Here is a 23828-nt window from a genome sequence, read left to right on the forward strand (position 1 = left end):
ATTTTATTTTTAATTGCTCCCCATGAATTGCTCAATACTTCTCATATATTGCGTTTTAATAGTTTTAGTTTGTAAAAAGCAGAAAGTGAAGGTCCACTTCTTAATTTTGAGACCGTCACTTTCTTACTTAATAAAAAAGTATATTATGCTTTATTTTTTAATAGATATACTCTTGCTTCATAAGGCTTAAGCATAATTTCATCTATTGAGTCAATATCTACTATATAATTTGAAATCAGAAGCTCTTTTCTATCATATTTTATGTCTTTTGGGATCGAAAATAGAACAGGATTTTCACAAAAATTACATATAACTAACAGAATCTCATCATTAAGTTTCCTTGTATAGGAATAAATGTATTTATTATCTTCCAAAATCAAATTATAATCTCCATATACTATTATTTCGTATTTCTTTCTTAATCTTATAACCTTTTTATAATAATTAAAGATTGAATTTTCATCATCTAATTGCGCCTGTGCATTAATATATTTGTAATTTGGGTTTACCTTTATCCACGGATTCCCATCAGTAAATCCTGCATTATTTTTATCATTCCACTGAAATGGCGTTCTTGCATTATCTCTACCCCTTTTATAAATAGCATCCATAATTTCATTATGACTTTTTTTACCACTTTCTGTAAAACCTTTATAAGCATTTAGAGTTTCGATATCTTTGTAATCATTAATACTATCAAATTTCACATTTGTCATACCTATTTCCTCACCTTGATAAATGTATGGAGTACCTGTAAGCATATGGAGAAAGGTCGCTAGCATTTTTGCAGATTCAATTCTATATTTATTATCATTTCCAAAACGAGAAACCATTCTTGGTTGGTCATGGTTATTTAAATAAAGACTATTCCAACCTTTACCTTGGAGTTTACTTTGCCATTTTGACATAATGGTCTTAAATTCACCAAGGTCAAAAGTTGTTTCGCCCCATTTACCTTCAGGTCCATCACCTACACTCATATGTTCAAATTCAAACACCATATTTAACTCATTTCTATCTTCCCCAACAAATTCAATTGCTTGCGAAGGTGTAACATCGGGAGCTTCACCAACAGTTATGATATCATACTTACTTAGTACTTCTTTGTTCATTTCTTGTAAATAATCATGAACTTTTGGATGGTTTTTACTTAAATTGCCTGGATCTGCATAAATGCTAATTCCATTAATAATACCATCAGGATAACTTTGATCTTTTCCAATCATATTAATAACATCCATACGAAAACCATCAATTCCTTTTTCTAACCACCATTTCATCATACTAAATATTTCTTTTCTTAAATTTTCATTTTCCCAGTTTAAATCAGGTTGTTTTTTTGAAAATAGGTGTAAATAATACATTTGTGATTGAGGGTCTAATTCCCAAGCAGAACCACCAAAACATCCGCCCCAATTGTTTGGTGGTAATCCATCTTTTCCGTCCCTCCAAATGTAATAATCTCTATATTTATTTGTTTTAGATTTCTTACTTTCAATAAACCATTGATGTTCATCAGAGCTGTGATTTATAACAAGGTCCATCATTATCTTTATTTTTCTGTTATGTGCCTCTGCAAGCAATAAATCAAAATCTTCTATGGTTCCAAATTCTTTCATTATCCCCTTATAATTACTTATATCGTAACCATTATCATCATTTGGTGATTCATAAACAGGAGATAACCAGAGTACATCAACTCCAAGTTCCTTAAGATAATCAAGTTTTTCAATTATTCCTCTCAAGTCTCCGATGCCATCCCCATTACTATCTTTAAAACTTCTTGGGTAAATTTGATAAACTATACTTTCTTTCCACCAATATTTATTCATAAAATCTCCTTCTTTCTATTGTTTTATAGCTCCATTAGTAACACCACTTATAATAAATCTCTGAGCAAATATATACACTATGATAATTGGAGCTAAAGCTAAGAGATAAGATGCAAAAGCTAAATTATAATTTGTGCTAAATTGTCCTTGAAAAACATACTGTACTAGAGGTAATGTTGCTTGCTCAGGTTTACTTAATATAATAAGTGGAAGCATAAAGTCATTCCAGGTTCCTAAAAATGCTAATATTCCTATAGTGGCATTTATTGGTTTTAATAATGGAAATATTATGCGAAAAAATATTTGCCAAGTTGAAGCTCCATCTATAGTAGCGGCCTCTTCAAGCGACTTAGGAAGAGACTTTAAATACCCTACGTACAAAAAAATATTAAAGGGTAGTCCATAAACAATATATAGAACTATAATCCCTGGTATAGTATCAAGATGAAATGAACTTACTTGTTTTACGAGTGGTAACATTATTATTTGAAATGGTACAAACATAGCACTTACAAAATAATAGTAAAGAATATTAAAGAACTCTACTTCTCTATTTCTTGCTATTGCATAAGATACCATTGAATTTGAAAGTATAATAAATAATACAGAAACACATGTTATTATTGCACTATTTCCGAATGCATCAAAAAAATTTGTTATTTTAATTGCCTTCGTAAAATTATCAAAATGAAATTTCGTAGGTAATGAAAGTGTAGAATTAATCATATCTTGAGGGGATTTTAGTGCAGTACTTAATAGAATATATAATGGAAATAATATAAACATTGCTGCTAAGATTATCATTATTAAAGTAAGAATCAAACTAATTTTCTTTTTTTTCATTATAAATCAACCTCCCGTTTTGCAAGTACTTTCAATTGAAAAAGTGAAATTGCTACAATTACAATAAAATAAAGCACAGCATTTGCAGATTGGTATGCAAAATTCCCCCCCGAAAATCCAAAATGAAAAATCACATAAGAAATTGATTGAGTCGCATTACCAGGTCCTCCACCTGTCATTGCAATAATTTGGTCAAATACCATTAAAGAATTCTTCAAACTTAATACCATATTTATTGTAAAAAAAGGAGCTATTAAAGGAAATGTTATTTTTATAAAGGTCTTCCATTTGTTAGCTCCATCAATATCACTTGCTTCATAGATATCTTGATCAATTGTCTGAAGTCCTGAAATATATATTATAGTGCTAAATGCTATTGACTGCCAGGATGCTACAAATACTATTCCAAGCCAAGCAAGATCTGGATTTCCAAGTATATTAGAACTTAAAATAGGAATATTCAAGTATGTACCAAGTTGTGGCAATAATTGAGCAAATACATAATTAAATATATATCCAACAATTAAGACTCCTAGTATATTGGGTAGAAAGAATATAGCCCTCAAAACATTTTTAAATTTAATAGCTGCATTTAAGGCGATGGCTATAGCTAAACTTATAACATTAACAATTATAGTTGTAAGTATTGCAAATTTGAATGTAAAGCCATAAGCGTTTCTGATAGTATCATCTTGAAATACGTTTATAAAATTTTTAAGTCCTATAAACTTCCAATCACTATATCCATTCCAGTCAGTAAAACTATAAAAGATTCCTTTTATTAATGGTAATGTGTGAAAGGTGAAGAATAAAATCAATGCAGGAATTGTCATCATATAAAAAGCCATTCTCTTGTTTTTTTTCAATTTATTCACTCTCCTTTTCCTCTGGTATAATTACAGCTTATAACATATACAATATAGAGAAATAACATGTACGTTATTTCTCCATACTTAATTAATATCTACTTTTTATTATTTTTATCATACTCTGTATCAAGCTTCTCTAAAAAAGCTACTTTGTCTTTTTTGTTGAGAAAACCTTGTACAATTGAGGCTGTATCCATACCAGTTGGATAATAGTGATCAGGAAAACTTCCAATTTTTCCTTTTTTAAAGTTATCTGCTAAGTCTGTAACACTATCATCTTTTTGTATAACGTCTTTAACAGCTGAAAATGCAAACTGATCACTTATATATTTTTGTGCATTCTCCTTTTGCAACATGTATTGAATAAATTTTTTAGCTTCTGCAGGGTGTTTAGAGTTTTTTGTTATTACTAGTGTTACATCTACACCTGAAGTAATCTTATTCTTATTGATATCATTAGTTGCTGGTAATGCGAACATTCCTAGTTTTATATTTGGATTTATTTTCTTAATATCAGAAATTGCCCAATTACCTTGAAGGTACATTACTGATTTTCCTTGGGCGAACGCTTTGTTACCATCGTTATATCCCATTCCATATATATCCTTTTGACCATATTTAATAATTTCAAGCATTTTATCTGCTATTTCTGAATGAGAAGCTACAAATGTAGTTTTATCAGCTTTTCTATCAGCAAGAAATGTCTTTGGAGCAATATCTGAAGCTAGTATATTCCAGAAACACATGCCTGTCCACGCATCTTTAAGTGTTAAATAAAATGGGGTCTCACCACTAGTTTTTATATTTTCAGAAAGCTTGATAAATTCATCCCAAGTTTGGGGGATTTTTAAACCTAGCTTTGTAAATTTTTCTTTGTTATACAAAACTCCACCAGCATTTGTTGCATAAGGTACTCCATATGAGTTTTTATCTCCATTTGTTAAAAGATCGCTCATCTGCTTAGTATAGGCTGTTTGTATATTACTCATAAAGCTTTCCTTACTAAGATCTAGAAGAACCCCATTAGTTGCGAGCTCACCGTATAAATTGTCACCACCCATGCTTAATACATCAGGCATATCATTTTTAGTAAGTCTTGTTTTTAATACCGTTCCAGCATCAGGCGGAGCGTTAAGAACAATTTGAATATTTGGATTTTTAACTTGGAAATCACTAATCATCTTTTGATATATAGGTTTATTTTCTGTTTTATTTGAGAATACCTCTAATTTAACCTTACCACCAGTACTAGAACTGCTCCCCTTTGATGAACATCCTGCTAGTAAAGAAGAACCTAATGCTATTGTAAGCACTAGTGATAATAGCGATTTTGATTTTTTATTCATTTTATACCCCCCTAAATTTTTGTTTATATTAATTATACTGTTTATTATCAATAGGTTAATCGATTACGTAAACAATATAAAAAACTATCAAAGTTTTTTAACACTTTCTCTTTCAATAATTTCAAAAGGCATTATTATGCTCTCACTTTTTTTATTAGTCGTAATAGTTTTAATTAACATTTCAACTGATTTTTGGCCCATCTCATATGATGGTTGAGATATAGTTGTTAAAGGTGGATAAGACATTTCTGATACTTTCGTGTTATCGTATCCTATTATAGACAAATCCTCTGGAATTAAAATACCTTTTTTATGGGCTATAAACATTGCACCAACTGCAATATCATCACAAGTCGCAAAAATCGCAGTAAATTTTTTATTTTCATTTAAAAGCGCTTCCATAGCGCATTTGCCTTCTTTAAAACTGAAACCGCCATGTTTTATAAGAGATTCATCAATATTAAGATTATACTCTTTTAGTGCTTGTCTATACCCTTCTAATCTAGGTATACCAGCAATGGGATCCTCTTTTTCTCCACCTATCATTGCTATTTTAGTATGACCATTTTCTATTAAATAACTAGTAGCCGAGTAAGCAGCTTGAAAGTCATCCACTTTAATATATGGAATAGTAAAACGAGGAGAAAATGTTGATACAAGTATACACGGTATTTTAGTATCCATAATATTTTTATCATACATATCTTTAGGTGATAGACTACATACAATAATACCGTCCACCTGTCTTTCAGATAATACATCTAGATAATAAGGCATTAAATGAGAACTAGCACCTGTATTACAAATAAAAACACTATAATTGTTTTTATGTGACATCTCCTCTATGCCATTTAGAATTTCCACATAAAAAGTAGTTTCAACCTTTGGTAACAATACACCTATAGTATGGCTAGTTTTTGTCTTTAAGTTTCTGGCAATTGCATTTCTACGATATCCCATATTCTCAACTATAGTAGTTACCCTTTCCCTTGTTTCCTCTGAATAGCCACCTAGATCATTAAGAATTCTAGAAACAGTAGCTACTGAGACATTAGCTTTTTTTGCAACATCCTTAATAGTTGGTTTTTTAATTGCTCTATTCATAATTTTCATTTTCCCTTCAGTAAACGATTAACACAAAATTATTTTACCATATATATGTATATTAGTATATGGTTTTTAATTGTTTTTTAATATTTCTAACATCCATTTCCACTTTTGCTTTATAAGCTTATTCCTTTCACCTTATCTTTTAGCGAGGTCAGCCACTTAAGAGCCTCTTCTAACGTGTCCACCTTTTTAGTAAAATGAAGTCTAGTTAAATGATGTACATCTTCTTTAAAAAAATTCGAACCAGGAACTGCTGCAACCCCAACCGCTTGCACTAGCCATTCACAAAACTTTACATCATTTTTTACTCCAAATTCTGATACATCAACCATTATATAATAAGCCCCTTGTGGAGTTGAATATGTTATTTACTATGTCATCAAGACCTTTTAAAAATAGATTTCTCTTATCAGTGTATACCTTTTATAATCCCTTATAATAGACATCATCAAAATTCAAGGCCGTAACAGCTGCCTCTTGAAGTGTAGCTGCTGCAACAACTGTAAGAAAATCGCGAACTTTTTTTGCAACATCAACAATTCTTTCTGGAGCTATAATGTAACCCAATTTCCATCCAGTCATTGAATAGGTTTTCGATAGAGAACTACAAGAAATTGTCCTCTCAGACATATTTGGAAGTGCTGCAAAATATGTATGTTTATATGGAGCATAGATTATATGTTCGTACACTTCATCTGTAATTACAAAAGCATCATATTTTTCTGCTAAATCAGTTATAATTTTAACTCAGCGTATGTAAATACTTTATCAGTTGGTTTTGATGGATTACATAGTATAAGTGCTTTAGGCTTTTATTTAAAAGCTGCTTCTAATTCTAAAACATTAAAATCTAAACTAGGAGGCCTTAGTGAAACAAATATAGGTTCTGCTCCTGATAAAATTGCATCTGCAGTGTAATTCTCATAAAAAGGAGAAAAGACTATAACCTTATCGCCTGGATTGCAAACACTCATCATCGCTACCATCATTGCTTCTGTACTCCCACAAGTTACAACAATTTCAGTATTGGGGTCAATATTTATACCCATAAATCTTGACTGTTTTTTAGCTAATGCTTCCCTAAAATTTTGTGCACCCCCAGTAACAGCATATTGCATTTCCTTATCAGATAATTTATTTATATTCATTTTATATTTTCAGATATTAAAAAACTACTCCCCTAGATAGAGGAAAGTTATAATTATATTAATAAACAGAATAATTAAACAATTAAACTTATTAATCCTTAGTATATTACTCATGAAAATAATTGTCAATGCTTTTCCTTAAATAGAATTTAACTACCGAGCCATCCATTGACATAACTCAAAATTTCATGTTTAATGTATAGAAAGAGAACATATGGGAGGAACTAATCATGAAAAAGTTTGAATTAAAACAAGGAAGAGGCACTGTTAAGTTTTCAATTAACGAAAAAGATGTTATTGGAGTTCTTGATAATATCCCTTCAACAAGTTCTAAAACTGAAGAAGAAGTAATAAACGAAGCCTTACAAAACCCTATATCAAGTCCTAAACTTAGTGAAATTGTACATGCAGGTGAAAAAATTTGTATTGTTATACCTGATATTACTAGGGCATGGCAAAAGTCATCCTTATATCTTCCATTCATTGTGGCTGAACTCACTAAAGCTGGTATAGTTGATGAAGATATATTATTTATTAGTGCTACTGGTTCTCATAGAAAACAAACTCAAAATGAATATAAACAATTACTAGGAAACACCCTTTACGGTAAATATAATATAATTGATCATGATTGTAAAGATAAAGATAATTTAGTTTATCTAGGTAAAACTAACTTTGGTACACCAGTATCCATTAATAAAAAGGCCATGGAATGTGACCGTATTATAATTGCTGGAGGAATAGTATATCATTTTCTAGTAGGATGGTCCGGTGGAAAAAAATCAATTTTACCTGGAATTGCATCATATGAAACAATAATGGCAAATCACGGTCTTTCACTTAACGAAAATTTAGGAGAAGGCACTCGAGATGAAATCAGATGTGGAAACATAATAAATAACCCTGTACATTTAGATATGGAAGAGGCCTGTGCCTTTGTAAAACCAAGTTTTATGTTCAATGTGATCATGGACAGTCATGGAAATATCTCTGCGGCAGTTGCAGGCGATTGCATCAAGGCACATGCACAAGGAAGAAAATATGTTGATGAGTCTGACTGTGCATATATAAAAGAAAAAGCTGATTTGGTAATAGCTACCGCCGGTGGATATCCTAAAGATATTAATTTTTATCAATCTTCAAAACTTCTTATGAATTCAAGAGAAGCTGCAAAAATTGGAGGAACTATCATCGCATTAACAGAGTGTAGTGAAGGACTTGGCGGAGATGATGATGTTAGGTCAATGCTTTCTAACTATGATACCTTAATTGACCGAGAAAAATCATTAAGAGAGCGTTACACAATTTCAAAACATGTTGGATGTCTTTCTTGTGAAACTGCACACAATTTTAATCTCATTGTAGTATCAGATTTAGATCCTAAATTTTTTAAAAATACTGGGATTAAAATAGTTAAAACAATAGATGAGGCGCTAAACTTAACCTACGCAGAAAAAGGCAAAAATCTAAAAACTTATATAATGCCTCATGGATCAAACACCTTACCAAAATTTCTACCTATTAATTAGAACAATGGTTTGCTCTTATCAAATAAAGTTTAAATAAGTAGAAAAGCTCTTGATTTTAATCAAGGGCTTTTACTGAATTCTTTTCTTTGTCACTAAGTACTTCATTCATACTTCCAGTTCTATATCCTAACAAGTCAAGGGTAACATATTTGAAACCAATGATTTTTAATTCATTTGCAACCTTATCCATCATTTCTGTACTGAAAAATTTACTTCTTTCCTGGGCATTAACTTCTACTCTTGCTATATCTCCATGATGCCTCACTCTTATCTGTCTAAATCCTAAATCAAGTAAAAATTGTTCTGCTCTTTCAACCATGCTCAATTTTTCAACTGTTATTTCATTACCATATGGGAACCTTGATGATAAACATGCAAAAGCTGGTTTGTTCCAAGTTGGTAATCCTAGCCTTTTTGATAATTCTCTTATATTATCTTTTGTAAGTCCAGCATCCTTTAATGGACTAATAACTTTTAATTCATTCGCTGCCTTCATTCCTGGTCTATAGTCTGAAACATCATCAGCATTAGAACCATCCAATACTGCGTTAATATTATTATCATCAGCAACTTTTCTAACTTTTGAAAAAAGCTCTTTTTTACAAAAATAACATCTATCTATAGGATTTTTAGCAAAACCTTCAATTTCTAATTCCTCTGAGATTATTACTATGTGTTTTGCTCCAATGTCTCCAATATATTTAACAGCTTCCTTAAATTCTCTTTCTGGGTATGTTGTTGACTTTGCAGTAATTGCTATAACTTTATCACCTAAGATATCAGCTGATACTTTTAATAAAAAAGTACTATCAACACCTCCTGAATATGCTATTGCTACACTTCCTAAATCTTGAATACTATCCTTTAATTTTTGAAACTTCAGATTTAACTCCATATTTGTCCTCCTTGTCATAAAAACTATTACTATTGATAATAAAATCTTTAACACATTTAATGTAACATAATATTTAACTTTTGAACATAATAATTTGTTTATTTTTTTTCAATACTGATTTTTATATGAAAGGTGCAAAAAAAGAACTAGCAATTACACTAGTCCTTCACATTATTTTTAGATATAACATTAGACTTCAATACCATTGATTTATTCATCAACAGCCAAAAACTCACTAATTATATTATTATGTAGTTTCGCTTTCTTCTTTTTCTTCTTGATCTTTCAATTTATATTCATAAGAAAGGTGAAGTTCTTCTAATTTAGTATTGAAATATTTAGGTGATATTTTAACTTGTGTTATATTTCCAAGTTTATTTAAATCTTCAAAGAATTTTTTTATCCTGTTTTCTATTGCTTCAATATTACTGAATTTAACCTTATTAATTATAGAATCACACTCATCATTAAATATTCTAACAACTAGTTTAATCATATCATCCGTCATATCTCCAACCAATTGGTTATCTTCATTTATGTTACCATTAATAATCCATTGCTTAAATTCTATAGCTTCTTTGGATTTAATCATATTCACTTGCTTTTCCCTTATATCTTGAAGCATAGTAGAACATTTGACTGAATTCATTAAATTATATTCAGATTTATAAACACCAAAACTTTGCATCAAAATATCATCATCTAAAGTTACTATTTGAGTATTTAAATCTTCTACACGAGTTTTTGTATTATTATATTCTAAATTAAGTTCTTCAATAGATTTTGTTTTACTCTCTATTAAAACCGCATATTCGCTAGACTTCTGCTCAAGTTCAATAGCCTTTTGTTTAAAAATATCTTCGTATTCATTGCTCTTGCTTTCAATAAATTCGTCATATTCTGTTGATTTGTCTTCAAGCTCTTTACCTTTTAACTCAATTAGATTATCATACTCTTCCTTCTTACCATTTATTAAATTATCATATTCTGATGATTTATCTTCAAGTTCTTTGGCTTTTAACTCAATTAAATCATCATATTCTTTCTTTTTGCTTTCAATAATATTATCATTTTCAATTGATTTATCCTCAAGTTCCTTATCTTTTAATTCAATTTTATGATCATATTCAATAGATTTCTCTTCAAATTCTCTTGTTTGATAAGTAGCTTGATTACCATATTCTATATTGAGTTCTTCTATAGCTTTTGTTTTTGTTAAAATGAGCTTATCATATTCTTCAAGCTCTGCTTCTAATTCTTTTGTTTTAGATAAAATCCGACTCATTCCCATTTGAGTTGGAGTTAATTTTATATATTTTAAATTTTTATTTTCCTCGATTAATTTTTCAATCTCAGCTTTATATTGCTTAGCACTTAAAGCGTCTTTAATGGATGTAAGTATTGCCATTGATAACCCTCCTTATTTCTTTAACAGTCTACATTATACCACAAAAAATTCGCTAAATATGTAACCGCATTCTCAAGAATGCGGTTATTATGTTACTAATTATAAATTGATTAAATTTTTTGCTAATAATTATTTATATAGCATATATATTCCCTTAATTTAATTGATATTTTGATGATATATTAAGTTCCTTTTGTTGGTAATATAATTGACTTGAACACACTATCAATTCTGAAATTTGAAGTGCTCCGATTAATGCATATGTTATATCTTTCGTTAAACACTTTACCTCTAATTTATATTTTTTTTAATACCAATTGACATATCTTCTACACATTCTTAGCGGATTTGATGATTGTTAATTATAATAATATTAATAATAGATTAAGTTTAAATTCAATAAATTAACATATTATAATTGCTTGCACAAATGCTAGATACAATGTAATATATTATTACGAAATAAAATTCATCTTAGTAAACAATAAAAATAAATATAAGGATGTGATATATAATGATTAAAATATGTAAATCAAATGATAGCTACAAAGAACTTAGTAAGGCATTGAAAGAAAATAATATAGAATTTGAACACAAAAAATGCTTAAGCAAATGTGGCCTGTGCCATAAACATCCAATTGCCAAAGTACATGGCGATTTTATCTCTGCTGATAGCGTAGAAAAGCTTGTAAAAAAAATAAAACAGTATAAATAATAATAGAGGATAGATTTAGTAATCTATCCTCTATTATTATTCATTGGATTATTATATATGTTAAGGTTAATGTGTTTTTGTAAAAAAATTAATGTATTTGCTATTGATATCAATAAAGATTAATGATAAAAGAAGAAAAATTAAAATTTTTGTTTTTGATATTTTAAAATCTTTAATGATAATTCAAAATTAAATAAAATATGGCTATTACTTAGTGATATATTTAATAATTTTTCTATCTTATGGTAGCGGTAAAAAAATGTACTAGAGTGAATATTTAATTTTTCTGAGGTCAATCTTGCATTTCTATTATTTTCTAAATAAATTATCAATGTTTGTAATAATACTGAATTATTATTTCTATCAATCCTTATAAGTTTGGTAATCAATGGATCAATCAATGTGTTCAGTTTGATCTTTTCAGAATTATTATCCATGCTTTGCAATATATGAAACAGATAATATTCTATATAGTCATTAAAATAAAATAAGAAACCTTCATTGTTTAAGTGTTTTGATAATTTTAGAGTATAAGTAGCTTGTTTATAAAATTCCTTTGTTTCAAGTATATTTTGAAATGTCATACTAATCCCGGCTTTTAGATTGTTGAGATTTAAAAAATCTGTGAATCTCGTTTTTGTGTTTTTAGAAAACACATCATCATCTTCCTTACTTACCAGAAGAATTATACTATCTTCATAATAAGCAGAAATGCAATTACCAAATATATTCTTAGTTGTAATAATCTTTTGTTTTAGTCCAAAATTATGTCGGTAATCTTGATATGTTTGGCGAAAAGGTATAACAATTATTAATATATTTTTATTTAATTTAAAGTCTATATTTCTTAGTCTTTCTTCTATATATGAAATATTATTTATTGAATTTTTTAATAAATCCATTAAATAATATTCTTCTTCGAGTCCTGAAGTATTTATAAACAAATTATCTTTCTGCATTTTTATAGAAAGAGTTTGTGCCAAAGTATTGGTTAATTCTAAATCTTGTTCAACAAATTCTCGATTTTCTTGTAAAATACATATATACGCAACAGTAACATTATTAATACGAATACCACAAAAAATAAGATTTTTATCAGAAAAGTGAAAAAATGATGTTCTTGAACTATAAATATTATCTATACATTTATCTTTTTTCATAATATTAACAGTATCAATTAAAAGATAAGTCTGCTCATTATAAGTTTCAATACTAGATGTAATCGTATTAGCTAGAGTTGAACGACCAATAATACGATAACTAGTATCTAAAATAAAAATTGGATTATTTAAATAGTTTTCACATAAATTTATAGTCTTATTAATATCATTACAAGCAGATAAACTATTATATATATTAAGTTTTTTTGTGGACAGTTTATATTCTATAAACATAAATTCACAAATTAGTCTATAAATTTCTTCTATACTATTTTTAGTCTCAATCTGACCAAAAGGAATATCTTCACTTGCTTTATTTAAAATAATTAAAATATTTTTTTTATTAATTAATAAAGATTTAGGTACTCTTGTTGTCAGATACAAAGTGGTTGGAGAAATCTCTATATTGTCTTGTAAAAATAAAACTTCATCAATAATAATATCCGTATTATGTGCTGCTAAAATTTTAATATTTGGTTTGTTTTCAAGAAAATCTAATAATGTTTTTAGTTTAGCCAAAAATTACCTCCTCTTGTGCATTAGAAAAAATTCTAAAATTATACTATTAAAGTGTAGTATTTTCCTAATTTTTTCTGATGAATGGTTCATTAATTTATGTTAATATTATAAATGTTCATTAGTTTGTGTAACAAAAAAAACATGTATTAACAATATATATGATATATAAAGAGGAGATTTTATTATGACTTTTAAAATAATGGGAGTTACAGCTGGTAGAAAAGATTCAAATTCTTAAATTTTATTAAAAGAAGCACTTTTAGCTTGTGCGCAACAAGGTGCAGAAATCACTATGATTAATCTAAGAAATTATAACATTATGGATTGTACAGGATGCACTGCATGTACACATGGTATGACTATTGGTAAAAACGTTGGATGCACCTTAGATAAGAAGGATGATAAAAAAGCAATTATGGAAGTTATGTTAAATCAAGATGCTGTTATTTTTTCAGCACCTACATATGATTTAATGCTAACTGCAACATTTTTAAAGTTTATGCATAGAAATTTAAGTTATGAATCAGCATTTTTAGAATCAATTGGTGAAATTGAGCATAAAGATAGAGTTGGTGCTTTAATTGCTGTTGGAGGATCTACTCGTTCATGGCAGTCGATGGCATTAGAAGCTATGCAGGCAACTTGTTTTACAAATGATTTTAAAATTATTGATATGTATTTGGCTACTCGTGTGCCAGCTCCAAAACAATGTTTATTACATGATTATATGATAAAACGTGCTGAAGAAATCGGCAACAACGTTATGAAATCATTAAATACTACAGCAGAAAAAAGAGTGTGGTTAGGTGATGAAAATATGGGGTGGTGTCCAAATTGTCATTCTAATTCATTAAGTTTGAGAGAAATTCAATGGGATGGGTTGCACTTCCCAATTGAATGTCAAGTTTGTGGTGCTGGTGGAGACTTAGAAAAAACTGAAACTGGTAAATGGAAATTTGTTATTGCTAAAGATGGATTAAGTCGTGATCGTACTACTATTAAAGGAAGAGAGCACCATTTAGAAGAAATTTATCATACACAAGGTGGATTTTACACAGATGAGAACTTATCAACTGTTAAAGAAAAATTCGTTAAATATAAAAATTTGAAATTTCCTACAATAGAAATTGATAGATAATAATTATTAAATATACCCCCTTAAGTAGACACTAAATCAAAAAGTTCTGGGGACTAAATAAAGGGCGTTTGGTTATAAGTAAAAAAAGAATCATTTGTATTTGATTAGATTATAGAAAAGTACAACCTTACATATCTATCAGATTGTACTTTTCTATATCTTCAATAGTATTTCATTTATATCATTACTGACCTTTACTCTTTCGTCATATATCCAATCTACATCAAATTTTAATTTGAATTTTTTAGAGAATGAATAATACATATTTATCTTTTGATAATATATTTCCAAATCCTCTAAGCTATTTTTTAAACATTCTGGTTTAAATAAACTATCTTGTTTATAAATAAATATCTCTTCTACATAAAGCACAAATGTATTCATTAATTGTTCCCTAGAAATATCAAATGGAACTTTTAATAACTCCCATTGAACTTCTTGTTTTAACTTATAATCTCTTATTCTATCTAAAATTATTATATAATCGTTAATATCCATTTTAGTATAATAATCTAATTTCTCTTCTCTAGTACTCCATAAAACTAATTTGTCAATTAGTGGCAACCCTTTAATTTTAACTATAACATCAGATGGTCCAATAACTGCTTTCTTTATTTCTTCATCTTTAACCTCTAATCTAGATTTAATGAAATCTTGAGTATCTCCTGTGCTAGCTACATACCCTACATCATAGATACCTCTTCGTCCTGCACGCCCACTAACTTGTTTTACTTCTTGTGATGTTAGTTCTCGTACTTCTTCACCATCAAATTTTTTTATACTCATAAAAATAATTCTTCTAATTGGCAAATTAACTCCCATGCCAATTGCATCAGTAGTTACTAAAACTTTTGTGTCTTTATTGGTAAATTGTTCATATTGAATTTTTCTAACCTCTGGTGGTAAATCTCCATATATTATACTAGTTTTGATACCTATACTGGAATATCTCTCTGCTATCTCTAATACTCTCTTTTTAGAAAATACTACAATTGCATCGCCCTCTTGAATATCATTATAATTAAAATCTATATTTTCAGCTTTTAAAGGAATATCTCTTGTATATTCTTTTATATCATACTTATCTCCACAGTCATTTATAATTGTTTCTAGTATGTTTTTTGCATTAGTAGCTCCACATATATGAATCTCGCCACATTTTAATCCGAGTAATGCCTTACTCCATGCTATTCCTCTATGTTGATCTTTAATCATTTGAATTTCATCAATGACAGCTATATCATAATATTCATTTAAATTAACCATTTCTATTGTACAAGAAACATGGGTTGAACCTATCTTTAATATCTGTTCTTCTCCAGTTAATAAGTCACAAATTTTTCCCTCATTATTCAATTTTTCAAAATTCTCTAGAGCAAGAATCCTTAGTGGTGATAAATATATTCCTTTTTTTGCTGTTTTCAGACGTTCTACAGCATTATAAGTTTTACCTGTATTGGTATCACCTAAATGAATATAAATCATTCTGTCCATGCCTCTAGCTTCTATATACTCATCTTTAGGGTTAGCTGGAAATTTTTCTTCAAACTCTTTAATAACTAACTTAGGTATATGGTGTTTCGTAAGTAATATCATGAACCCATAATCTAAAAAAGTGTTATAGTTTTCTCTCAAAACTTGATAGAAATCAAAATCAGTACTATTCCTGTTGTTATAATCCTCAAGCATTCTTTTTGATATATCTTCTAATAATTCCTTGTATTTCTCATATACCTTATTAAAATCCTTGAAACCTTCATTTTCCAGTTCTTTAATCTTTTTCAACTTTTTTCTTATTGCGGTTTCATGTTCAATAAGAGCTCCGGGCTTAGAATGATGAACTATTTCTGCAATTTGACTAATCTGATTCTTTAATTTTTTAAATTCTCTTTGGAATTCATTCTTTTTCATCTTGTCTCCTCCAACTAAACTTCCTAATTAATCGTGCATTTAAAATATATTATTTCCTAATGTTACAGAAACTATAAATTTTCCTTGAATTTCTCTACATTTAACTTTATTAGTAATATGTGTTAATATTATAATATATAAATAAATTAAGGTGGCGTTGTATATGAAAAAAATAAAAGTTTTAGTTCCATTAGATGGTACAGAAAGAAGCATGCACTCTATTAACTTCTTGAAAAGTTTTTTTAATAAGGATGATATTTCTGTTACGCTAATGAATGTAATGGAGATCATTTTAACTGATGATATGATGATTCCAATGCCAATTCCAAATGAATTTGACTATTTAACAAATGACAGTAAATTAATTTTAGATAAAGCAATAAAGGAACTAGACGGCTATAAAATTAAAGAATTTTCGATTTTGGGATATGCTGGAGATGAAATATTAAAAAAGTCTGAAAAAGATAGCTATGATGTAATAATAATGACAAAGTGTAGTAAAAAAGGTTTATATAGAATAATTGGTTCTGTAACAAGTAAAGTTGTTAGAAATGCTAAAGTATCTGTAATCGTTATTCCTGATTAGTAGTTACTAGCCAAAGTTCCTTTGATATAATGATTTCATACCAAAAGTATTATTCTATCAGTTCTTCTTTAGTTACTTCGTATTTTTTTCCCTATATAAGAGTTTTATTTAACTGTTCTTTTGAACCCAATATCAAGGTTGTCACACTCATTAAGAATTACTGCCTGTGCCACAATTACATCTTGCCCATTGAAAGTACACGAAGGAGATTCATATAATTTATAACCCTCATCAAGTAATTCAGAAATCCTATCACAAAAATTTTCATCATCTTTTCCAGTAATTAATCGATATTTAAGTTTGTTTTCCATAAATTTTCTTTAGTGAGAGAGTGTACTATAAATACACTCTCTCACTAAATATCCACTTCCTTTCCTGTTTTAAATTTTTATATGTATGTCATATTAATAATTGCGCTGATAGTTCTACATATTACAAATTAACATAAGTTATTATTTCATCGATATTCTTTTTTCTTGTAAAGTCTACGGGATTATCATACATGGCTAACATACCTCTTGCCTCAGGGGTTAATTCTTTTTTCATCTTAATCTTCCATTTTAGTAATGTCATAAGTACTTTATCAAGCAATTTTATTTTACTATAATCAAAGCCACCTCTTAAATAAAAGAACTGTACATGTTTCTGTTCCTCGAGTGTAAAATTTTTATTTTTCACTTCAGATATTACCCCTTCACTCGATGGGGATGCCCCCGTTGCGAAAACAACAATTTTTTTACCTTTAAGTTTATTGAGGTTTTGTGTTATATATTTTACTCCAATTATACCAACAGCATATAAACTGCCACCATAAATCACGGTATCATAGTCGGTAACTACATTTATATCAACCTTTGAAACATCAAAAATGTCCGCTAATAATGCCTTGGCAATCCACTCTGCATATTTTTTTGTGAAACCTGTTTTTGACTTGTATATTACTACAGTTTTCATTGTTTTCACCTCTTACAATATATTAATAATATTCCCTCTTAACATAATTCAACAGACATTCATAATTTCCTTTTATTTTCCATATAAAAATTCTAATATGTTTATTGCATCTATCATCCAAGGCATTGACAATTCCACTCCGCTCCAGCTGGAAAAATATAAGGATACTAAATGTTGTATATTATTTATACAAGATTATCGGCTATATAAAAAAGGAACAAAATTAATTGTTCCTTTTTTCTTTCATAATTCACATATTAATATAAAAGTAGTTTAAATTTGTTCTTTAAACTATTTTAACATTTGTACTTCTTCAAGCGTTGGTAGAGATGCTATAGCTCCAAGTTTTGTACATGTAACAGCGCCAACTTTATTACTAAAAAGTATTATGTCTTTAATAATATCGGGATTATTCATGAATGATTTTGGATTACTTAACTGTGCAAGTTTATAAAGAAATGCGCCTACAAATGCATCCCCAGCTCCTGTTGAATCAATACATTTAATTTTTATGCTATTGATTATGCTACTTCCTTCATTAGTAGAAATTAATGTACCCGCATCTCCAAGTGTAACAGCTACAACTTTTGCACCTAAGCTATGAAAAAACTTAACACCTTCATCTATATTTTCTTTACCTGAAATTATTTTTATTTCTTCATCACTTACTTTAACAAAATCTGAATATTTGAGACATTGTTTTGATATTTCTACAAAGTCACTCACTCTATTTTTCCACAAATCTATTCTATAATTAGGATCAAAAGAAATAAAAACTTTATTTTTGAAAGCAAGCTCCATAGATTTTAAATAAGTTTCTTTTGAAGGCCCTCCTAAAAGTGCAGTTGCGGAGCCAAAATGCATTATTTTAAAAGATTTTAGTTTATCACCATCTAACTCATCTAAAGTTAATAATTCATCTGCACCTCTATTAAAAATAAACTCTCTTTCCCCATCTTCATTTAGAGAAACAAACGCTAAAGTAGTTTTAGAATTTTTATCAAGTATAAGCATAGAAGTATCTACTCCAGCCTCCTCTAATGTTTCCTTCAAGAAGATACCAAAGTTATCATTACCAACTTTCCCTGCAAAATATGCTTGCCCTCCTAACTTTGATATAGCTGCTGATACGTTTGCTGGTGCACCTCCTGCTTTTTTTACAAAATTTTCTCCTTTAGTTAAACCACTATTAATATCTGAACAAATAAAATCAATTAACAATTCACCAATACATAGTATTTTATTCAAAAGTACGCCTCCTAATTCTAATTATTATCTATTAGCTTTATCACAAGTTAAGCCCTTAAAGATACACTTTCTTCATTTTCATTTTCAATTTCATCTTCAGTTTGATTTTTAACAATAACATTTACAAACTTTTCTCCATAGGGAAGCGAAAATTGTATAAATGGACCTATTAACAATGCAGATATTATTGTACCTATTCCCAATACTCCGCCAAGTGCAAATCCCATTATTAAAAAACTAGCATCTAATGCCATACGAATCCAACGATATTCTAAATTAGTTTTATCTTTTATAATAAATGGAATAATATCATTTGGTGCAACACCTAAGTTACTTGCTTTAAGTATAGACAATCCAATTGCAATTAAAGCGCAACCCATTACAACTAAAAGTATTTTTATACCAATATTTAATGATGCTATTGGGAAAAATGAAACAGCCTTTACTCCAAGGTCAATGATTGGTCCTACTCCAACAACACATATAATTGTTCCTATCTTTATACGATGTCTTTCAACTATAAGTATTATGCAAAACAATACAAATAGAATGATCATATTAGCACTTCCAGGTGTTTTATTTAATAAAAACGCTAATCCTTGAGTGAATAAAGTAAATGGATCAGAGCCAATATTAGTTTTTAAAAACAAAGCTACTCCAATCTGTATAATACTCATTCCTACAAAAAATATAATTAGTCTTTTAATTAGATTTATCTTTTTAGTCATATTTTCCATCCCTTTTTTATAATATTTTAGAAACTAAGGTTTATCTATGTTCGTTTGCGTTTGTTTTTATTTCATTTTGTTTCGCTTGTTTTCAGTTTACTATACTTTAGTAAACGGTGTCAACAGTTGAAGCCATAAATATTATTTATATTGTAATAAATCTACCTCATTCTCGCCCCTAATCATTTTTTTAGCTTTTAGCTTTGTATCTACATAAAAAGTATCTAATGATAAAGAGTACAACAACAAATGTCGTGAAAAATAATTTCACGACATTTGTTTACCTCTTATATCTATCATACGATCTAATTAATTTTTCTATATATTACCCTCATGTATCAGTATAAAATGCTAAGTTAATTATGTATGTTTATTTATAGCCTATGTAACATTACTACATTCTCCACTTAACCATAGTTTTCATTTTATCTTACTTAAATTCGGTTATAATACCTTTTACTGTGCGATTGTAATCATCAGTATCTACAAGATCAATGTCCCTATTTAGCTTTATATGTAACTTTTTACCATTAGTAAAGATAATGTTTCCCTCAGATGTACATATATCTATGTTTGCAACTTGCACACCACATTCAATTTGATAAACATTGTCTGAGATTGTATCTCTATTTTCAGTGGATACCGAAATATATCTATCTTCACCTATTTTCCCCGCTACTAATAAATAAATTATTCCCAGTTCACATTTAACTGCAACATAATTTTCATTATTAACATATACCTCTAGACAATTTCCTAATCCATCTATTTCCCATTCTTTTAGGTTATGTTTATGTATCGTAACAATTTTGTCACTTGAATATATTTTTCTTGTTAAGCTGTGATTAAATAGGTATTTAAATATAACTATTTCCTTTGAGGATAAATCCCTACTTATCATTTTTTCTATATTTTCAAGTTCTTTTGTTAAGTCTTCATTTGATGAAATGTCAACTTTAAACTGTTCTTTCGTCTCTGTTGGATATTTCTCTTTACATTCTTTAATATGATTGTCTACCATGTTTTCTAATAAAGCATTTAGAGCACCATTAAAATCATTCTTTAATAATATCATTTCCATTCTGCAATACCCCTTTATAATTTATTTAATAATAATCCTACTATTAAGTTAATAAAACCGTACAATATATCATAATAACAGCCTTTCTAAATAAATATGATAATTTTGAGTTCGACCTTATCAATCCTCTTATTACTAATTGTAACAAAAATAAGAACATAAGGAAAGATAAATACTAAAAATGATATTTTATCTATCCCAAAACTATTATACCTTTTCTTTTAAATACTCCAAGGCATCTCATATATGCCTTATGAGATGCCTATATCCTGAGCGGCAATACCAATATGACCACCCTTTAAGATGATTCATCATTTTTCATCCTATTAGATTAATCAACTTTGTTTAATATTTTTTTAATTTCTTTATTATCTGAAATCATAAGTTCAAAAACATCAGTATTTCTCTTTATAATAGAAGATACATTCTCATAAATCTGCTTTTCTATATATTCTTCTGCTAAATTATCTCCCTCTATAAGACTATATATATATTCAAGCGTTTTATCTAAAAATACGTATATATCTTTTAGTAAATTAATATCTTTGGTTTTATAACTTTCTAAGCAAAATGAGACCGACTCCCTTATTAGTGAAACAGTTCCACTACTTATTGTAGCTCCAGTTTCTAATATCAATATATTTAATTCGATTTTCTTTAATTTAAGCAATATATCGTCACTAAAAGAAATCATTAAATTTAGTGATTCTTTATCTAATTTCTTACTTATAGGTATGTCTTTAATTAAATTCTCAAATAGATTCTTTTTTAAATATAAGTAAGTTAACACACCTGTTATTAAATATATTATATTGATTACTGAACTTAACAACACCTTACCAAATATTGAGGAAACAACTGTTATGCTACATCCAAAAATAAATAATGCTGAAAGTTTACTAACTTTATTTTTTATTTTATAAATTTCAAACATCAAAGGATTAGTAATATTTTCTACTTTATTTGGTCTTAAAATTTTTATAAGCTCCTTGAATTTTTCTATCTCAAGATTATTCGAATTTTTTACATTTCGTAGCCTTTCTTTTTCATCTAAAGAGTATTGAATTTCCTTTTTTTTAGTGTTTTCGACTTCCAATTGTTGATTTAAAAACTTTTCATTTTCTTTTTCTCTCTTATCCTCAAATTGTAATAATTCTTCTTTTTTTACTTTTTTAAAATCAGAAAGTTCCTCTTTAGTCATTTTAAGATACTTATCTTCTGTTACAAATAAAGAAGCATAATATGACATTAGTTTGTTTGAATCATCAAATATAGTATAAATGGGTTCTTCTTTTTCTTCGTTCATTTTAAAAACAGAATATACTTCACCTTCCAATAAACCATCTATATCTAAAACGCCTGTATACACTACATCTTTTATAGATTGCATTAACCTATGCGTTGGATAAAAAATTTGATCAGGCACAACTATTTCAACTCCACCTTTTTCATTTATAACCCTATAGCAAGGTAATATATTAAAATCATATTCGTAGGTATATTCAGTTGTTGTATCAAGTACAATATATTCCTTTTCTTTTATAAATTCAGCTTTTTCTGTACGACATGTTTTTAATTCTAAATATTCTCTTTTCATAAATAATTCCTCCTTTGAAAGGAAAACTGATTCATTCTGTTTAAAACATTTATTTACATAATTCAATATTCACTTATAATTATCCTTTTATATTTTAATAAAATATTAAAAACTCCGAGATATTACTCTCGGAGTACATTAATAATCAATATTTATTTTACCCGAATTGTAGATCCTATAGGTATATTATCATAAATATATTTTGCATTTTCAAGAGCGAGCCTTATACATCCATGTGATTCAACTGCACCTAAATTACCATCTATTACGTTTCCACTCTTATCATATAAAATACTATGGAATAAATAATTACCACTAATTTGAGTAAAATACTTACAATAAACCGGTGCAGCGTCTGTACCCGATTTAAATTTTAGCCCCTTCACCCCAACACGAAAATACCCAGTTATAGTTGGAGTTTCAGCTTTACCAGAACCGCAAGAAAAGGTATTAATTAATTTCCAATTATGTACTAATCCATAAAAAATATACACTCTTTGCTGCGATAGATCTACTAAAATATAATTATTCGTAGAACTTGTATTCTCGCCACTATTTAATTTACTTTCATAAGTAGATTCTATAGCAACATCATTTGCGCTTAATACCGATTGAGTAGCTGGCTTGTACATATTATCTTTTGTAGGCATTTTGTACATAGCATCTATTGTTTCACCTATTACTTTACCACTAGGTATAAAATTATGTCTTTGTTGAAAATCCATAACTGCGTAGATTACACCCTCACCATAATCCCCATCCACAACAACATTATAGCCATATTTTTTTAACCTAGTTTGTATTCTCCTTACATCTTCACCTTTATCAGGTGACTTTATTATAGATTTATCTGGTCTCTCACTGTCTAGTTCAACTTTAGTTTTATGGACAATTTTACTCTTATTGCTTGATACTATTAAAGTGTTTTTTTTAATAATAGAATTGGATTTTATTTTATAACCAATGCTAGCTACAATTATTACCATACCAATAATTCCTAAAAAAAAAGTTTTTTTATTTCTCATACTTCTCATATCACGCACTCCCATCAACCTAATCAGTTTTACAATAGTTACTACCCTAAGAATTATTATAATTTCACTTATATACCATACTATAAACGCTACTTACATCCTTTTAGTTGCAACAAAAGTGCAATAATATAAATTATATTTATAGTTGTCATTTATTTATACATTATTCTCATTTTA

The 23828-nt window shown here is 28.4% G+C and carries 20 protein-coding genes and 1 pseudogene; 4 read left to right on the plus strand and 17 right to left on the minus strand.

Going from position 1 to position 23828, the window contains the following annotated elements; all coding sequences use genetic code 11:
• Positions 1 to 143: 143 nt before the first annotated feature.
• From KPL37_RS05350 to KPL37_RS05375, 6 genes and pseudogenes are all read right to left on the minus strand, one after another.
• Positions 144 to 1832, minus strand: coding sequence for a glycoside hydrolase family 13 protein (locus KPL37_RS05350; RefSeq protein ID WP_216146386.1), 1689 nt, complete (start codon positions 1830 to 1832; stop codon positions 144 to 146).
• A 15-nt stretch (positions 1833 to 1847) separates the two neighbouring features.
• Positions 1848 to 2675 carry a carbohydrate ABC transporter permease gene (locus tag KPL37_RS05355; protein ID WP_216146387.1) on the minus strand — a complete coding sequence of 276 codons (828 nt, stop codon included), beginning with the start codon at positions 2673 to 2675 and terminating at the stop codon, positions 1848 to 1850.
• Positions 2675 to 3523, minus strand: coding sequence for a carbohydrate ABC transporter permease (locus KPL37_RS05360; protein WP_216146465.1), 849 nt, complete (start codon positions 3521 to 3523; stop codon positions 2675 to 2677). The genes KPL37_RS05355 and KPL37_RS05360 overlap by 1 nt, the downstream gene beginning before the upstream one ends.
• A gap of 116 nt (positions 3524 to 3639) precedes the next feature.
• Positions 3640 to 4890, minus strand: coding sequence for an ABC transporter substrate-binding protein (locus KPL37_RS05365; RefSeq protein ID WP_216146388.1), 1251 nt, complete (start codon positions 4888 to 4890; stop codon positions 3640 to 3642).
• An 87-nt stretch (positions 4891 to 4977) separates the two neighbouring features.
• The gene (locus KPL37_RS05370; RefSeq protein ID WP_216146466.1) at positions 4978 to 5994 is read right to left on the minus strand and encodes a LacI family DNA-binding transcriptional regulator; all 1017 of its coding nucleotides are present in this window, start codon (positions 5992 to 5994) and stop codon (positions 4978 to 4980) included.
• Positions 5995 to 6113: 119 nt separating this feature from the next.
• Positions 6114 to 7115: pseudogene (locus KPL37_RS05375) on the minus strand (pyridoxal phosphate-dependent aminotransferase); the annotation flags it as partial.
• Between the two features lie 263 nt (positions 7116 to 7378).
• Between KPL37_RS05375 and KPL37_RS05380 the strand changes: the two are divergent.
• Positions 7379 to 8677 (plus strand): lactate racemase domain-containing protein, encoded by a 1299-nt coding sequence (locus KPL37_RS05380; protein ID WP_216146389.1) that lies wholly within the window; start codon positions 7379 to 7381, stop codon positions 8675 to 8677.
• Positions 8678 to 8732: 55 nt separating this feature from the next.
• Here KPL37_RS05380 and larE read toward each other — a convergent pair whose 3' ends face one another.
• Positions 8733 to 9572 carry an ATP-dependent sacrificial sulfur transferase LarE gene (larE, locus tag KPL37_RS05385; protein WP_216146390.1) on the minus strand — a complete coding sequence of 280 codons (840 nt, stop codon included), beginning with the start codon at positions 9570 to 9572 and terminating at the stop codon, positions 8733 to 8735.
• A 247-nt stretch (positions 9573 to 9819) separates the two neighbouring features.
• Complete coding sequence (locus tag KPL37_RS05390) at positions 9820 to 10980, minus strand: SNIPE associated domain-containing protein (protein WP_216146391.1); 1161 nt, start codon at positions 10978 to 10980, stop codon at positions 9820 to 9822.
• Positions 10981 to 11494: 514 nt separating this feature from the next.
• Here KPL37_RS05390 and KPL37_RS05395 point away from each other — a divergent pair.
• Positions 11495 to 11695, plus strand: a complete 201-nt coding sequence (locus KPL37_RS05395) for a DUF1450 domain-containing protein (protein WP_216146392.1) — start codon at positions 11495 to 11497, stop codon at positions 11693 to 11695.
• A gap of 140 nt (positions 11696 to 11835) precedes the next feature.
• Here KPL37_RS05395 and KPL37_RS05400 read toward each other — a convergent pair whose 3' ends face one another.
• Entirely contained in the window at positions 11836 to 13374 is a 1539-nt protein-coding gene (locus KPL37_RS05400) for a PucR family transcriptional regulator (protein WP_246578139.1), read from the minus strand.
• A gap of 238 nt (positions 13375 to 13612) precedes the next feature.
• Here KPL37_RS05400 and KPL37_RS05405 point away from each other — a divergent pair, with 238 nt between their 5' ends.
• Complete coding sequence (locus KPL37_RS05405) at positions 13613 to 14512, plus strand: flavodoxin family protein (protein ID WP_343216216.1); 900 nt, start codon at positions 13613 to 13615, stop codon at positions 14510 to 14512.
• Between the two features lie 153 nt (positions 14513 to 14665).
• Here the strand turns inward: KPL37_RS05405 and KPL37_RS05410 are convergent, their stop codons facing one another.
• On the minus strand, positions 14666 to 16423 hold the full coding sequence (locus tag KPL37_RS05410) for a helicase-related protein (RefSeq protein WP_216146393.1): 1758 nt from the start codon (positions 16421 to 16423) through the stop codon (positions 14666 to 14668).
• Between the two features lie 163 nt (positions 16424 to 16586).
• On the opposite strand from KPL37_RS05410, the gene KPL37_RS05415 reads away from it, so the two are divergent.
• A complete protein-coding gene (locus tag KPL37_RS05415) occupies positions 16587 to 17009 on the plus strand; it encodes a universal stress protein (protein WP_216146394.1) in 423 nt (140 codons plus the stop codon).
• A gap of 104 nt (positions 17010 to 17113) precedes the next feature.
• On the opposite strand, the gene KPL37_RS05420 is transcribed toward KPL37_RS05415, so the two are convergent.
• From KPL37_RS05420 to KPL37_RS05450, 7 genes are all read right to left on the minus strand, one after another.
• A complete protein-coding gene (locus tag KPL37_RS05420; protein ID WP_216146395.1) occupies positions 17114 to 17320 on the minus strand; it encodes a DUF1737 domain-containing protein in 207 nt (68 codons plus the stop codon).
• A gap of 121 nt (positions 17321 to 17441) precedes the next feature.
• The gene (locus KPL37_RS05425; protein WP_216146396.1) at positions 17442 to 17963 is read right to left on the minus strand and encodes a flavodoxin domain-containing protein; all 522 of its coding nucleotides are present in this window, start codon (positions 17961 to 17963) and stop codon (positions 17442 to 17444) included.
• A 291-nt stretch (positions 17964 to 18254) separates the two neighbouring features.
• Positions 18255 to 19211 (minus strand): carbohydrate kinase family protein, encoded by a 957-nt coding sequence (locus tag KPL37_RS05430; RefSeq protein WP_216146397.1) that lies wholly within the window; start codon positions 19209 to 19211, stop codon positions 18255 to 18257.
• Positions 19212 to 19258: 47 nt separating this feature from the next.
• Positions 19259 to 19939 (minus strand): YczE/YyaS/YitT family protein, encoded by a 681-nt coding sequence (locus tag KPL37_RS05435; RefSeq protein WP_216146398.1) that lies wholly within the window; start codon positions 19937 to 19939, stop codon positions 19259 to 19261.
• Positions 19940 to 20369: 430 nt separating this feature from the next.
• On the minus strand, positions 20370 to 21020 hold the full coding sequence (locus KPL37_RS05440; RefSeq protein ID WP_216146399.1) for a hypothetical protein: 651 nt from the start codon (positions 21018 to 21020) through the stop codon (positions 20370 to 20372).
• Positions 21021 to 21351: 331 nt separating this feature from the next.
• Positions 21352 to 22617, minus strand: a complete 1266-nt coding sequence (locus KPL37_RS05445) for a hypothetical protein (protein WP_216146400.1) — start codon at positions 22615 to 22617, stop codon at positions 21352 to 21354.
• A 152-nt stretch (positions 22618 to 22769) separates the two neighbouring features.
• Complete coding sequence (locus KPL37_RS05450; protein WP_216146401.1) at positions 22770 to 23651, minus strand: L,D-transpeptidase family protein; 882 nt, start codon at positions 23649 to 23651, stop codon at positions 22770 to 22772.
• Positions 23652 to 23828 lie beyond the last annotated feature (177 nt).

It is taken from the genome of Clostridium frigoris (assembly GCF_018861865.1).
In the GTDB taxonomy this organism is placed as follows: domain Bacteria; phylum Bacillota; class Clostridia; order Clostridiales; family Clostridiaceae; genus Clostridium_AD; species Clostridium_AD frigoris.